The sequence below is a fragment of the Paraburkholderia kururiensis genome, assembly GCF_034424375.1.
Classification (GTDB): Bacteria; Pseudomonadota; Gammaproteobacteria; order Burkholderiales; family Burkholderiaceae; genus Paraburkholderia; species Paraburkholderia kururiensis_A.
Genome location: NZ_CP139965.1, coordinates 5,768,652 through 5,782,849 on the forward strand (window position 1 = coordinate 5,768,652; position 14,198 = coordinate 5,782,849).

At 67.8% G+C, this 14,198-nt stretch carries 12 protein-coding genes; 8 read left to right on the forward strand and 4 right to left on the reverse strand.

Translation table 11 applies throughout. The features are described from left to right. Positions 1-23: 23 nt before the first annotated feature. On the reverse strand, positions 24-1,814 hold the full coding sequence (locus U0042_RS25905; protein WP_114814234.1) for a tetratricopeptide repeat protein: 1,791 nt from the start codon (positions 1,812-1,814) through the stop codon (positions 24-26). A 256-nt stretch (positions 1,815-2,070) separates the two neighbouring features. Here U0042_RS25905 and U0042_RS25910 point away from each other — a divergent pair, with 256 nt between their 5' ends. From U0042_RS25910 to U0042_RS25945, 8 genes are all read left to right on the forward strand, one after another. Next, entirely contained in the window at positions 2,071-2,868 is a 798-nt protein-coding gene (locus tag U0042_RS25910) for an SDR family oxidoreductase (RefSeq protein WP_114814233.1), read from the forward strand. A 511-nt stretch (positions 2,869-3,379) separates the two neighbouring features. Further along, a complete protein-coding gene (locus tag U0042_RS25915; protein ID WP_114814232.1) occupies positions 3,380-5,236 on the forward strand; it encodes an ABC transporter ATP-binding protein in 1,857 nt (618 codons plus the stop codon). A gap of 138 nt (positions 5,237-5,374) precedes the next feature. Then, the gene (locus tag U0042_RS25920; protein ID WP_114814231.1) at positions 5,375-5,995 is read left to right on the forward strand and encodes a glutathione S-transferase family protein; all 621 of its coding nucleotides are present in this window, start codon (positions 5,375-5,377) and stop codon (positions 5,993-5,995) included. Between the two features lie 176 nt (positions 5,996-6,171). Continuing rightward, positions 6,172-6,360, forward strand: coding sequence for a hypothetical protein (locus U0042_RS25925; RefSeq protein WP_114814314.1), 189 nt, complete (start codon positions 6,172-6,174; stop codon positions 6,358-6,360). A 282-nt stretch (positions 6,361-6,642) separates the two neighbouring features. Next, positions 6,643-8,058 (forward strand): FAD-containing oxidoreductase, encoded by a 1,416-nt coding sequence (locus tag U0042_RS25930; RefSeq protein WP_114814229.1) that lies wholly within the window; start codon positions 6,643-6,645, stop codon positions 8,056-8,058. A 67-nt stretch (positions 8,059-8,125) separates the two neighbouring features. Then, positions 8,126-8,530 (forward strand): cupin, encoded by a 405-nt coding sequence (locus U0042_RS25935; RefSeq protein ID WP_419150542.1) that lies wholly within the window; start codon positions 8,126-8,128, stop codon positions 8,528-8,530. An 83-nt stretch (positions 8,531-8,613) separates the two neighbouring features. Next, positions 8,614-9,429: a hypothetical protein gene (locus U0042_RS25940; protein ID WP_114814228.1), complete on the forward strand. Its 816-nt coding sequence runs from the start codon at positions 8,614-8,616 to the stop codon at positions 9,427-9,429. 4 nt (positions 9,430-9,433) lie between these two features. Continuing rightward, complete coding sequence (locus U0042_RS25945) at positions 9,434-9,928, forward strand: metallophosphoesterase family protein (protein ID WP_114814227.1); 495 nt, start codon at positions 9,434-9,436, stop codon at positions 9,926-9,928. Between the two features lie 268 nt (positions 9,929-10,196). On the opposite strand, the gene proP is transcribed toward U0042_RS25945, so the two are convergent. The 3 genes from proP to argA all read right to left on the reverse strand — a co-directional run bounded on the left by proP (position 10,197) and on the right by argA (position 14,191). Further along, complete coding sequence (gene proP, locus U0042_RS25950; protein WP_114814226.1) at positions 10,197-11,681, reverse strand: glycine betaine/L-proline transporter ProP; 1,485 nt, start codon at positions 11,679-11,681, stop codon at positions 10,197-10,199. Positions 11,682-12,354: 673 nt separating this feature from the next. After that, positions 12,355-12,630, reverse strand: a complete 276-nt coding sequence (locus tag U0042_RS25955) for an oxidative damage protection protein (RefSeq protein WP_114814225.1) — start codon at positions 12,628-12,630, stop codon at positions 12,355-12,357. A gap of 181 nt (positions 12,631-12,811) precedes the next feature. Beyond that, entirely contained in the window at positions 12,812-14,191 is a 1,380-nt protein-coding gene (argA, locus tag U0042_RS25960) for an amino-acid N-acetyltransferase (protein ID WP_114814311.1), read from the reverse strand. Positions 14,192-14,198: the final 7 nt, after the last annotated feature.

Sequence of the window (14,198 nt, forward strand, 5' to 3'; positions counted from 1 at the left end):
ATGTCGCCTGTTATCTTGCCGGCTCAGGCCGCGTGGCCGCGCCCGTTGTTCGATGCCCGCTCCGCGAGCGCCGCGCGCACCGCTTCGATCACGCTTTGCCAGTCGCCCAGCGCGGGCTGCCGGAAGAGCCGTGCGCTCGCGTACCAGGGGCTGTCGCTGCGTTCGAGCAGCCAGCGCCAGCAGGTGTCGAAGCGATTCATGATCCACACCGGCTTGCCCATCGCACCGGCGAGGTGGGCCACGGCCGTGTCCACCGTAATCACGAGATCAAGGTTGTCCACGAGCGCAGCGGTATCCGCGAAGTCGGCGAGCTCGTTCGTGTAATCGACGATGCGCGCGGCGAACTCCGGCGCATCGGTCAACTGCTGCGCGGGCGGCCCTTTCTGCAGGCTGTAGAACTGCACGCCGGGTACGTCGAGGAGCGGCCTCAACTGCTCGAGCGCGATGGAGCGGCGGGCGTCGGTTTTTCTCAACTCCGCGACGTGCGCGCGGTGGCCGCCCGCCCACACGAGGCCCACTTTCAGCGGGCTCGTGTGATCCGCGCTGTGGTTTGCATGGGGCGCTGCGTTGCGGTCTGCATTGCGGCTTGCGAGGCGTTCGGCCCACTGTTGCGCGGCCTGCCTGTCCGCATGCAGGTAAGGTCCGACGGCCGGGATGCTCGCGAGGTGGGTGCCGAACGCGAGCGGCAGGCTGAGCAGCGGCGCATGGCAATCGAAGGGCGGCAATGCCCGATCTTCGGGCCGGCCTTCGTCCACCCATTGCGCGACGCCTTCGAGTCCGGCCAGCAGCCGCTTAAGCTCCGCCGGCACCTCGAAGATCACCTTCGCGCCGGCCGCTGCGGCCAGCGACGCGTAGCGGCAGAACTGCAACGTATCGCCGAGTCCCTGTTCGGCGTGCAACAGAATCGTCTTGCCTTCCAGCGGGAACTGGCCGAGCCAGAGCGGCGCATCGAAGCGGCGCTGCGACGCCTGGATTCGATGGCGTTGCCAGCGCCATTCGTATTCGCGCCAGCCTTCGTCGAAGCGGCCCATTTGCAGCAGGCACAGTGCGCGGTTCCAGTGCGCCTCGGCGAAATTCGGGTTGATTGCGAGCGCGCGTTCGTACGACTGAAGCGCCTCGTCGTGGCGGTTCAGGTCGACGAGCGTGAGGCCCAGGTTGTTCCAGGCGTCCGCGAAGGCGGGCGACAGTTCGAGCGCGCGCAGATAGCTGGACTGCGCGTCGTCGGGCCGGTTCAGATCGCTCAATGCGTTGGCGCGGTTGCTCCAGGCGTCGGCATAAGCAGGCTGCAACGCGATGGCCTGGTCGCAGCTCGCGAGTGCGTCCGCGGGGCGGGCCAGATCGCGCAGCACGCAGGCGCGATTGTTCCAGGCCTGCGCGAAGCCGGGCTGCAACGCGAGCGCTCGCTCGAAGCTGGCGAGTGCGTCGGCGGGGCGATCGAGTCCGGCAAGCGCGTTGCCGCGGTTGTTCAGCGCATCGACGAAATCGGGCTGCAAGGCGAGCGCGCGATTCGCACTCGCGAGCCCCTCGCTAAAGCGGCGTTGGGCGTTGTACGCATAGGCGAGATTCGAATGAAGCGGCGCCTGCATGCCGTTGATCGACACCGCCTTCTTCAGCAGCGCGATGCCTTCGTCGAGGCGGCCCGATTGCAGCAGCAGCGCGCCCAGCAGTTGCATGGCGTCGAAGTGCTTCGGGCGTTGCGCGAGGATGTCGCGATACAGCGCTTCGGCTTCCGCGTAGGCGCCGTTCTGTTGCAGGGCCACGGCTTCGTGCAGCAGGGCATCGATCTGGCGGGGCGGACGGGCGGTCTTGCTCATGGACGAAAGCGGACAGTGACGGAAGGCCGTGAGGCGAGCGGTGCGGGTGCTTCGGCAAGCGTAGCACCCACGGCATCAGGCGGCCGAAGGGGGCAGAGCGCCTCGTGCGGCGCGCGATGCCGGTTGCCATAACGACTGCAACATCGACGACTGCAACATCGGCTGCGATTATCGCCGAAATGGTGGGGGCCGCGGCCGGCAGCTTTCGTCGCTGCGTGGCAGAATCGCGCCCATTCCCCTTCTTCCCCGAATCGACATGACGAACACCTCTTCACACGCTTCGGCGCCGCGACACGTGCGCGCGATCGTGACCGGCCACACGCGCGGGCTCGGCTCGGCACTCGCGGCGCAGCTGCTGCAGCGGAATATCGACGTGCTGGGCGTGTCGCGCAGCCGTCATCCGATTCCTGGGGCGCTCGCGGGCGAGCCGGCCGGTGGTCGCTTCGTCGAAACGGAACTCGATCTCGCGGACACGGCGCGCCTCGAGGCGTGGCTTCGCGGCGACGCGCTCGCGCGCTTCGTCGAAGGCGCGGACCTCGTGCTGCTCTTCAACAACGCGGGCGTTGTGGAACCGATCGGACCGCTCGATACGCAGGACGTGGCGTCGGTGGCACGCGCGGTGAGCCTCAACGTCGCGGCGCCGCTGATGCTTGCGAGCGCGCTTGCTTCGATCGCCTGCGTTGCGGGCGGCACGATGGCCTGCCGCATCGTGCACGTGTCGAGCGGTGCCGCGCGCAACGCCTACGCGGGCTGGAGCGTGTACTGCGCGACCAAGGCAGCGCTCGACCACCACGCGCGCGCCGTCGCGATGGACGCCAACGCCGCGCTGCGCATCTGCAGCCTTGCGCCGGGTGTAGTGGACACCGGCATGCAGGCCGCCATTCGCGCGAGCAGCGCCGAGCGCTTTCCGATGATCGAGCGCTTCGAGCAACTGAAGGCGAGCGGCGCGCTGGCCACACCGGACGCGGCGGCCTCGAAGCTGATCGACTACGCGTTGAGCGACGCGTTCGGGTCGGCGCCCACGGCCGACGTACGGGATTTGCCGGCGGCTTAGTTCGCTTCGATCGGGTTCGCGTCGGGTCTTCGGGCCACCTCGGTTTACTTCGCCTCGCTCGCAGGTCGCTTGCAGGTCGCATTGATACGTGCACGCGGCACGACCGCGCAAGGCACGAACCCGCAGCCGAATAACCGCACTTGCCGTAGTGCCTGCCTTGTCTCGTTTCGATCGCCGCTGCTACACTTCGTACTCTTCGCGCAGTTCCCCCCACTTCATGAAAAGGAGGCGTCAGATGATGGACACAACGCTCGCAGCCGTCCTTTTCATGGTCACGGCAGTCCGGCCACGACGATAGGTCGCGGCGCTCGCCCGGCCTCCGCCTGAAGTCTCGAAACACTAGGCAAACGGCCGCGCACTTTCCGAAGATTTTCCGAAATTCAGCAGGGCTCACGCGTGGGCCGATGTGGGCCGACTGCGCCTGCATGGCGCTTGCCTCGCGTTCGCCGTGCCTTTTGATCTTCCGTTGACTCGATTGGACCGGGGCGCCCGTGCGCCTCGGCATACCCATATGACTCGAAAAAAACTGGATCTCGGTGGCCGGGCCTTCCGAAGCGTGCTCGGCTTTACTTTCGCGCAGTGGCGTCTGCAGCCGCGGCGCGCGGTGCTGCTCGTGGCGTTGGCGCTCGTCACCGCGCTCGCGGACGTGCTCACGCCCATGTTCTCCGGCCGGCTCGTCGACGCGCTCGCGGCGGGCGCGCATGCCGGTGTGCACGACCGGCCGCACGCGGTGAATGAAGCGCTCGTCGCGTTCGCGGCGCTCGTCGGCATGGGGCTGGGCGCGGCGCTGCTGCGCTATGCGACCTTCTTCAACCTCACGTCGCTCACGCTCAGGATGATGAGCGACATCGCCGCGCACGCGTTTCACCGCGTGCAGCGCTTCTCCACGGACTGGCATGCGAACAGCTTCGCGGGCTCGACCGTGCGCAAGATCACGCGCGGCATCTGGGCGCTCGACGTGCTCAACGACACGCTGCTGCTCGGGCTGCTGCCGTCCGTCGTCATGCTGGTGGGCGCGACCATCGTGCTCGGGCTGCACTGGCCCGTGATGGGTTTCGTGGTGGGCGTGGGCGCTGTCGTCTACATCGCCGTGACGGCGTTTCTCTCGCTTGCCGTGGTGGCGCCCGCGGCGCGCCTCGGCAACGCGTGGGACACGCGCATGGGCGGCGCACTGGCCGACGCCATCACGTGCAATGCCGTCGTGAAGGCGTTCGGCGCCGAACTGCGCGAGGAGATGCGGCTTTCGCGCATCATCGGCAAATGGCGCGACCGCACGCGCCGCACGTGGCTGCGCGGCACCGCGAACGGCGGCGTGCAGAACGTCATGCTGGCGGCGTTGCAGGCCGCCATGCTCGGCACGGCGCTCGTGCTATGGATGCGCGGTCGCGCCGGCGTGGGCGACATCGCGTTCGCGCTCACCATGTTCCTCGTGCTGCAAGGCTATCTGCGCGACGTCGGCATGCTCGTGCGCAATCTGCAGCGCTCGGTCAACGACATGGAGGAACTGGTGGCGCTGGAGCGCCAGCCGCTCGGCGTCGAAGACCGGCCCGGTGCGCAGCCGCTCGTGGTGGAGCGCGGCGAGATTCGCTTCGAGCACGTCACGTTCCGCTACGGCGCGCACGCGACTCCGCTCTACGCGGACTTTTCGGTGCGCATCGCGCCGGGCGAGCGCGTGGGGCTAATCGGCCACTCGGGTTCGGGCAAGACGACGTTCATCAAGCTGATCCAGCGGCTTTACGACGTGGACGGCGGTCGCATCACGATCGACGGCCACGACATCGCCGCGGTCCGCCAGGCGTCGCTGCGCGCGCAGATCGCCATCGTGCAGCAGGAGCCGCTGCTGTTTCACCGCTCGCTTGCGGACAACATCGCGTACGCGCGGCCGGGCGCGACGCAGGCCGAGATCGAGCGGGCCGCGCGGCTCGCGCATGCGCACGAGTTCATCGTCGCGCTGCCCGAGGGCTACGCCACGCTGGTGGGCGAGCGCGGCGTGAAGCTCTCGGGCGGCGAGCGCCAGCGTGTGGCGATCGCGCGCGCGTTCCTTGCCGACGCGCCCGTGCTGATCTTCGACGAAGCCACGTCGAGCCTGGACAGCGAAAGCGAGGCGCTGATCCAGGAGGCCATGGAGCGGCTGATGGTGGGGCGCACGACCATCGTGGTCGCGCACCGGCTTTCCACGGTGCGCGCGCTGGATCGGCTGCTCGTGCTGGAGCGCGGGCGCGTGGTGGAAGAAGGCAGCCACGAAACGCTGATTCAGGCGCCGAATGGCGTCTATCGCCGGCTCTTCGAACGCCAGGCGCTGGAACTGACGAAGGGGCTGGAGGCGCGGGCCGATCGGCTGGAGGCTCAACCGGAAACGGCGGCTTGAGCGGGGGGCGGGGGCGTCGGGGCGCCGACATGGGCCACACGCCGCCATGCCGTTGCGCAGGGTCACGGCGGTAGGGTCTAATACACCTCCGCCGTCCTGCGGGACGGGCGCTTCAACCCCCAACCAGCGAGGCTCGGAATGCAACTGATCGGCATGATGGATTCTCCCTACGTGCGCCGCGTCGCCGTATCGCTCGCCGTGCTCGGCCTGCCGTTCGAGCATCGCAGCGTCTCGGTGTTCAGGCACTTCGACGAGTTCGCTCGCATCAATCCTGTCGTCAAGGCGCCGACGCTCGTGGAGGACGACGGCACGCTGCTGATCGACTCGAACCTGATCCTCGACCACCTCGATCACAAGGTGCCGCCCGCGCGCCGGCTCCTGCCCGAGGACCCGCAGGCGCGGTTTGCCGCGCTGCGCGTGATCGGCTTCGCGCTCGCCGCGATGGAGAAGACGATACAGATCGTCTACGAGCGCAACCTGCGTCCGGCCGAGCGCCAGCACGAGCCTTGGGTGGAGCGTGTGCAGAAACAGTTGCACGCCGCGTACGACGTGCTCGAACCACTTGTGGCGGCGTGCGCCAGGGACGCGTGGCTCGGCGGCGACCGGCTGATGCAGTCCGACATCACGGTGGCCGTGGCGTGGCGGTTCACGCAGTTCATCCTGCCGGGCGCCGTGGACGCCGGGCGCTATCCGGCGCTGGCGGCGTTCTCGGCGCGAGCGGAAGCGTTGCCGGAGTTCGTGGGTGCACCGCTGGAGTAGGCGGCACCGGGCGTTTCCGTCCCGGCAGTCCGCCCGCCTGCCCGATTGTTTGCTTTTCGCGACAACTGACTTCGCGGCAGGCCCGTTTATCCGCGGCCTGCGCGTCCCTACAATGCTTCCATCGAAAAGCGGTATGTGCCCGGAGCGGGCGCCACGCAGTGCATCGGGAGCAGATCATGCGGGACTTCATCGAAAGACAGCTTTACCAGCCGGCCGTCGTGCTGCCGATGGTGAGCCTCATGCAGATGATGGTCTCGACCGATTTCAGCCTGAGCCAGGTCGGCTTCATGGTCGCGACCCAAGGTGCACGCGCCGCGCTGCAGCGCTCGCGCGAACTCTTTTGCGCGGAGCACTGCCACGCCTGAACGAATCATCTTCCCCGGTGGAGCGGCTGCCCATGTCGTTACACCGATACCCTGTGAGCCGCCGCGAGGCGGCTCTTTTTTTGCTCCTCCGTATGGGTTTCGCGCGTCGCGTTGACCGCGGGCTCACCCTGTACACCGGCCGCGTGGGTTTTGGCAGCGAGGCGTAACATGGTCGGCGCGCGAGCGCCGGGCCTGCGTGCCCCGGGCTTCGTGCCCCGGGCAGCGTGCCCCGGGCAGCGCTGCGCATTCCGGGCAGGCGTGAACATGGCGGATGGAGCGAACATGGCGAAGCATTTCGATGCAATCGTGATCGGCACTGGGCAGGGCGGCGCGCCGCTCGCGGTCGAACTCGGCAAGAGCGGCCGCAAGACCGCGGTGATCGAGCGCGCGGCATTCGGCGGGACCTGTGTGAACGTAGGCTGCACGCCCACGAAGACCTATGTGGCGAGCGCGCGCGCCGCGCATGTCGCTCGGCACGCCGCCGATTTCGGCGTGCAGGTGGGGGGGGCCGTCACAGTCGACCTCGCCCAGGTCAAGGCGCGCAAAGACCGCGTGATCGGCCAGTCGCGCAGCGGCGTGGAAAAGTGGCTGCGCGAGGCGCCGAACGTCTCGGTGTTCACGGGGCATGCGCGCTTCACAGGCCCGCACTCGGCGAGCGTGAGCGATCGCGCGGACGCGAGCGGCAGCGGCGCCGTGCAGGCGCTCGAAGCCGCCGAAATTTTCATCAATACGGGCACGCGCGCGGCGGTGCCGCATGTCGACGGTATCGAGCGCGTGCGCTATTACACCAACTCGTCGCTGCTCGAGCTGAGTGTGCTGCCCGAGCATCTCGCGATTGTGGGCGGCAGCTACGTGGCGCTCGAATTCGCGCAGATGTTCCGCCGCTTCGGCAGCCGCGTGACGGTGATCGTGCGCGGCGAGCGTGTGCTCGCGCGCGAGGACGAAGATTTCGCGCGCGGTGTGCAGGAAGTGCTCGCACGCGAGGGCGTCGAATTCCGCTTCGGCGTCGAGCCGCAGCGGCTCGAACCCGCGGGCGCGAACAGTGAAGGCGTGCGCATTGCGCTCGGCGAGCAGACGCTCGAAGCATCGCATCTGCTCTTCGCGACCGGCCGCATTCCGAATACCGACGACCTCGGCCTCGAGGCCGCCGGCATCGAGGTGAACGCGCACGGCATCGTGCCCGTGGACGGCCAGTTGCGCACGAACGTGGCAGGCGTCTGGGCCATCGGCGACATCAACGGACGCGGCGCCTTCACGCATACCTCCTACGACGACTTCGAGATCGTCCGCGCCAATCTGCTGGGCGCAAACGGTGGCGAGGCGCGCAGCGTCGACGACCGCATTGCCGCCTACGCGGTGTTCGTCGATCCGCCGCTTGCGCGCGTGGGACGTTCCGAGACCGAGGTGCGCGCGAGCGGCAAGCCCGCGCTGATCGCGACCATGCCGATGTCGCGCGTGGGCCGCGCACGCGAACGCGGCGAGACGGACGGCTTCATGAAAGTGCTCGTGGACCGCGAGACGCAGCAGATTCTGGGCGCGGGCATATTCGGCATCGAAGGCGACGAGGCGATCCACACCTTCATCGACACGATGACGGTGCGCGCACCCTACACCACGCTCATGCGTGCCATGCACATTCACCCGACCGTGAGTGAGCTCGTGCCCACGCTGCTGGGCGGGCTCGAGCCGCTCGTCTGAGCGCGGCAACGCAGGTCGCGTGAAACCCGACATCGCAGTCGACGTGAGGACCACCATGCCCCCCGACATGCCCCGCGCCCGAACGCCCGAAGCGGGCAATCTGTTCGACTTCACCTCGCCTCGTGCGCCGACAGCGCTTGCGGCGCTTGCCGCCATGTCGTCCGACGAGGAGCGCTTCGACACCCTCGTCGACGACCGCGAAGTGACGATCGAGCGCATCGTCTCCACAGGGCAGGCGAGCCCGCCCGGCTTCTGGTATGACAATCCGCGCGACGAATGGGTGGTGCTGCTCGCGGGCGGCGCGGCGCTCGAATTCGAAGGCGAGCCGTCGATCCGGACACTGCGCCGCGGAGATTACCTGCGCATTCCGGCGCATTGCCGGCATCGCGTGGTCTACACGGAGTTCGAGGCGCCCGATGCCCCCACCGTGTGGCTCGCCGTCCATTTCATCGCGCATGGCGCGGCGGCGTGAGTGCGCGCCAGTGGGTGATGCATCTGCCGCGGCTGCATCGGCGATAATCGTCCGCTTCCTTCTACTCACCGCGGATCGCGACGATGCTCGCTCTCAAACTCGCGCTCGTTCCGGCTTTTCTCGTTTCGCTGGCCCTGGCCGCGCGCGTCTGGGGGCCGGCCGTGGCGGGTTGGCTCGCCGGCCTGCCCGTGGTGGCGGGGCCGATCGTACTGCTGCTCGTGCTCGAACGCGGGGCGGCATTCGGCGTACGCGCCTGCGCCGCTTCGATTGCGGCGATTGCCGCGTCCGAAGCGTTCAATTTCGCCTATGCCGCTACCTGCCGCCGTCCACGGTGGGAAGCCCGCTGGCCGCTCGCGCTGAGTGCCGGCCTGGCGGCGTGGTTGATGGTGGCCGCGCTGCTCGTGCATTTGCCGGACGGCGTGGGCTGGGCCTTCGGCGCGGCGGGCGTGGCTGTCGCCATCTCGCAGACGTGGTTGCCGCGCGCGCACGGTCCGGTGCCGGCTGCACGCGTCACTCGCGCCGATCTCGTGCTGCGCATGGCGATGGGCGCCGCGTTGACGCTCGCCGTGACGCAGTTGTCCGCGTCGCTGGGGGCGGCGTGGAGCGGGGTGCTTTCGGTGTTTCCGCTGCTCGGCATCGTGCTGGCCGTGTCGGCGCAGCGCGCGCATGGGGCGGATTTCGTCGCGCGGCTGATGCGGGGCATGGTGGTGGGGCGGGCGTCGTTCGCGGCGTTCTTCGCCGTGGCCGCGGCGCTGCTGCCGCATGCCGGCACGCCGGCGGCGTTCGGTGGCGCGGCGCTCGCGTCGGTCCTCGTGCAGGGCATGACGAAGCGCTGGCTGCGCGGCGCAGGCCGTGTGGTGCAAACGACGCCCGATCTGCATTGTTCATCGCTGCCCTGAAATCATGCTCTCGACCCGAACCTCGCCCGTTCATCGCATCGGTCTGATCTCCGACACGCACAACCTCGTGCGTCCCGAGGCGCTGCGGCATCTGCAAGGCTGCGACGCCATCGTGCATGCGGGCGACATCTGCGACCCCGCGGTGCTCGACGCGCTCGCCGGTATCGCGCCCGTCACCGCCGTGCGCGGCAACAACGACGTGGGCGCGTGGGCCGACCCGTTGCCGCTGCACGTTACGCTGACGGTGCAGGAGCGGACCATTCTCGTCGTCCACGACATCGCCGATCTTCCTGCGGCGCGCGAGGCGCTGGGCGAGCCCGCCATCGACGTCGTGGTTACCGGTCATTCGCACAAGCCGCTGATCGAGACGCGCGACGGCGTGCTGTTCGTGAACCCCGGCAGCGCCGGGCCGCGGCGCTTCAAGCTGCCGGTGTCGGCGGGAATGCTCGTGATCGAGGCGGGCCGCGTGTCGGCGACGCTCGCCCGGCTCGTCGAGTAACACCGGTGTTGCAGGTGGGCGGTGGGTGGTGTCGATGGCGCGGGTGGTCGCTGGTCGCTGCCGGCGCGAACAGAGGCGGCTCAAACGCGACTCGCTCGAAGCTCGACAGGCCGAACGTGGCAGAGCCGAGCGCGATGGCGCAAACGTGACGGCTCGAACGTCACGCCCAAACACGAAGGCGTGAACGATACGGCCGCAATGTGACGAATTACAAACGCACGGCCCACACGACCCAACCACACGACCCGCCTCGACCCCGAAAACGCTTTTACACCTGCATCGCCACCGCATACTCCTCGTCGTTGTCCAGTTCTTCGGCCACGCGGTGTCCGCGCAGCACCGCGTGGGCTTCGGCGTGCGAGGCGACGCAGGGTGCGGAACCCGGCAGCGGCTTGCGCGCCGTTTCGCGCAGTGCCGCCACGGCTGCCATTCCGATCACCGAGGCGCCCATCAGATAGTAGGCGGGCATCATCAGGTTGCCGGTGGCCTCCACGAGCCACGCGGTGACGAGCGGCGTCGTGCCGCCGAACAGCGACACGGACACGTTGAAGCCGATGGCGAGCGCGCCGTAGCGGATGGAAGTCGGAAAGAGAGCGGGCAGGGCGGCGGGCATCACGCCCGTGAAGCACGAGAGCAGGGTGCCGAGTATCAGCAGCCCGCCGAAGACCGGCAGCATCTCGCCCGTGCGGATGAGCAGCAGCGCGGGAATCGAAAGCACGAGGAGTCCGATGCAGCCCGCGAGCATCACGGGCTTGCGGCCGAGCGTGTCCGAGAGGTGGCCGGCGGCGAGCGTCATCGGCATCATCAGCACCATGACGATCAGCACGAGAAAGAGGCCATGCGTCTCGTTGAAATGCAGCGTCGCCGAGAGGTAGCTCGGCAGGTACGAGAGCGCCATGTAGTCCGTGACGTTGAAGATCAGCACGAGCCCCACGCACAGCACGAGCGGGCGCCACTGCTGCGCAAGCATCTGGCGGAACGTGGGTTGCGGCTGAGCCTTGTCGGCGGCCTCGCGCGCTTCCACCTCGCGCCGGAACGCGGGCGTTTCTTCGAGCTTCATGCGGATATAGAGGCCCACGAGCCCGAGCGGCCCGGCGATCAGGAACGGCACGCGCCAGCCCCACGAGAGCAGCGCGCTTTCTGAAAGCGTCGCGGTGAGCAGCGCCACCGTGCCCGCGCCCAGCACGTAGCCGATCAGCGTGCCGAATTCGAGGAAGCTGCCCATGAAGCCGCGCCGCTTGTCCGTCGAGTATTCGGCGATGAAGGTGGCGGCGCCTCCGTATTCGCCGCCCGTCGAGAAGCCTTGCACGAGGCGCGCGACGAGAAGCAGCACGGGCGCGAGAATGCCGATCGTCGCGTAATCGGGAATCAGGCCGATCGCGAACGTGCCGCAGGCCATCATGATCATCGTCATTGCGAGCACGCGCTGGCGTCCGATGCGGTCGCCGAGCGGTCCGAACACCGTGCCGCCCACCGGCCGCACGAGAAACGCGGCCGCGAACGTGCCGAACGTTGCGATCAATTGGGCGGAAGCACTGCTGGACGGGAAGAACACTTTGCCAAGCGTGACGGCGATGTAGCTGTACACGCCGAAGTCGAACCACTCCATCGCGTTGCCGAGCGCCATGGCGCCCACTGCGCGTTTGAGCAGACTGTGATCGACGACGGTGACGTCGTCGAGGGTGAGACGGGCGTTGCCGTTGTTGCTGCCGTTTTCTGCGTTTCGCCAGAAGCCGTTGGTGGATGCGGTCAAGGTCTTGAACTCCTGTGACTGCGGCCGAGCGCGTGAGCGGTCCGCCACGGTTGCCGGGAGAGTGCGGTTTCGCGAGAAGCGCCGTGCGCGGGCTGAACGGCCTGGCGGCAGACGCCGCGCAAGCGGTTGCCTTGACGGCAGGTGACGGCCCGTTCAGCGAACGAAAAAACGATGCCTCATGAAGCCGGGCCTCGTGGCCGGCACCTCGTGCGGATCGTCGCGAAGTTGCACTCGTCAAAGGTGCTGGTTTCGCATCAGGGCAGCTCGATGCTGCTCAGGAGAACGATGCGAAAGCAGACGCTTGATGGCGCCGCCTGGCCCGTCGGGTGACGGAGGCTGGCTTGCGCCGTTGAAAGAACAGGTCAACCGGCTCGACGGGAAGTGCACGCCTGTGCGACGGAACCCGGAGGCGTATTGAACGCGAATGAAGGTGAATTGCTGTTGAAAACGGGGTGCATGTTAGCACGATGACGGAAGATCGTGCAAACCGGCCGGGGCATGGCCTGGACCGGGAGGCAGGCCGGCCGGTCCAGCGGCTGCTGGACCGCGGTGGCAACGGGCGGCCTTGCGGCACAAAGATGAGCGACGTACCCGCGCTGGGCGGCGCTACTGCGACTCGCCGCAAACGGGGCTCACACTCGGGCGAGCGACGCCGCTCGCCACGCCGAAATCCTCAGCCCTGCGCAGGCGGCACGTAGCCCGAAGCCTGGTCCGCGCCTTCGCCGAAGAAGAACTTCTCCGTCTGCTTCATGAGGTACTGGCGCGCCCGCGGGTCGGCCATGTTGAGGCGGTTCTCGTTGATCAGCATCGTCTGCTGCTTGAGCCACGCCTGCCACGCTTCCTTCGAAATGCCTTCGTAGATGCGCTTGCCGAGTTCGCCCGGCAGGGGCGGGAAATCGAGGCCTTCGGCTTCCTTGCCGAGCTTCGCGCATTGAACCATACGAGCCATGCTGTGCTTCTCCTTCCTGAGATTCGAATGATCGCGGGTGAGGTCTCGCGATGCCGTGTTGGATCGGTTGATCGGTATAGGGGCCGTGCCTCGGTGACTCCGGGGCGGCCCGGTTTCTGTTGCCTCGCTGCGCAGGCAAGACGGGAGGGACGCGCGTGCAGCCGCGCTGCCCCGTTCCCACTCAAAGCTGCTTCATCAGCACGAGCGACTTGCGCTGCCAGTTGTAGAGCCGGCGCCGGTCTTCGGGCAGGTCGTCCACGGACGCCTTCACGAAGCCGCGCTTGAGGAACCAGTGTTCCGTGCGCGTGGTGAGCACGAAAATGCGCGTGAGGCCACGTGCCCGCGCGCGCTGCTCGATGCGCTTCAGGAGCCGCTCGCCGTCGCCAGCGCCCTGGGCTTCCGGCGCGACCGTGAGGCACGCCATTTCGCCGATGCGCTCCTGCGGATACGGATACAGCGCGGCACAGCCGAACAGCACGCCGTCGTGCTCGATGACCGAGAAGTGGTCGATGTCGCGTTCGATCTGGTGCCGCCCGCGCCGCACGAGCGTGCCGTCTGCCTCGAGCGGCTCGATCAGCGTGAGGATGCCGCCCACGTCGTCCGGCGAGGCTTCGCGCAGGCTCTCCAGGTTCTCGTACGAGATCATGGTGCCCACGCCGTCGTGCAGGAACAGTTCGAGCAGGATGCTGCCGTCGAGCGAGTACGGAATGATGTGGGCGCGCGCCACGCCGCCGCGGCAGGCGCGAATGGCATGTTTCAGATAGAACCCGGCGTCGCCCGAGACCGCACCGCTTTCCAGCAGCCGATAGGCGTCGTCGAGCGACATTTCGCGGATCAGTTCGCCGTCTTCGTCGTAGAGGCCCGGCGTTTCCGTGAGGAACACCATCTTGTCGGCGCGCAGTGCGATGGCCGCGGCGGACGCGACGTCTTCCATCGAGAGATTGAACGCCTCGCCCGTGGGCGAAAAGCCGAGCGGCGAGAGCAGCACCAGCTTGCGGCTGGCGAGCGAGTGCCGGATGGAGTCGGCATCGATCTTGCGCACGAGGCCCGTGTGCTGGAAATCGACGCCGTCGAGAATGCCGACGGGCCGAGCCGTCACGAAGTTGCCCGAGACCACGCTGATGTGCGCGTGCGCCATCGGCGTGTTCGGCAGACCCTGGCTGATGGCGGCCTCGATGTCGAGGCGCACTTCGCCCGCGGCTTCCTTTGCGGATTCGAGCGCGCGCGCGTTGGTGATGCGCATGCCGTGCGAGAACTCGGACTCAACGCCGTGCAGGCTCATCTGCTCTTCGACCTGCGGGCGCGAACCGTGCACGAGCACGATCTGGATTCCCATGGCCTGCAGGAGCGCGATGTCGGAAACGAGTGCGTTGAGCAGGTTCTGATGCACGACCTCGCCGCCGAAACCCACGACGAACGTCTTGTTGTTGAAGCGGTGGATGTAGGGCGCGACCGATCGCATCCACTCGACGAACTGGGCGTGATGGAGAGCGGTTTCAGGGTCGCCGGAAGCGGCCGGCGCGCCCTCGGACGTGGGGATGAGGTCGGTTTGTGAATTCATGCCGGGA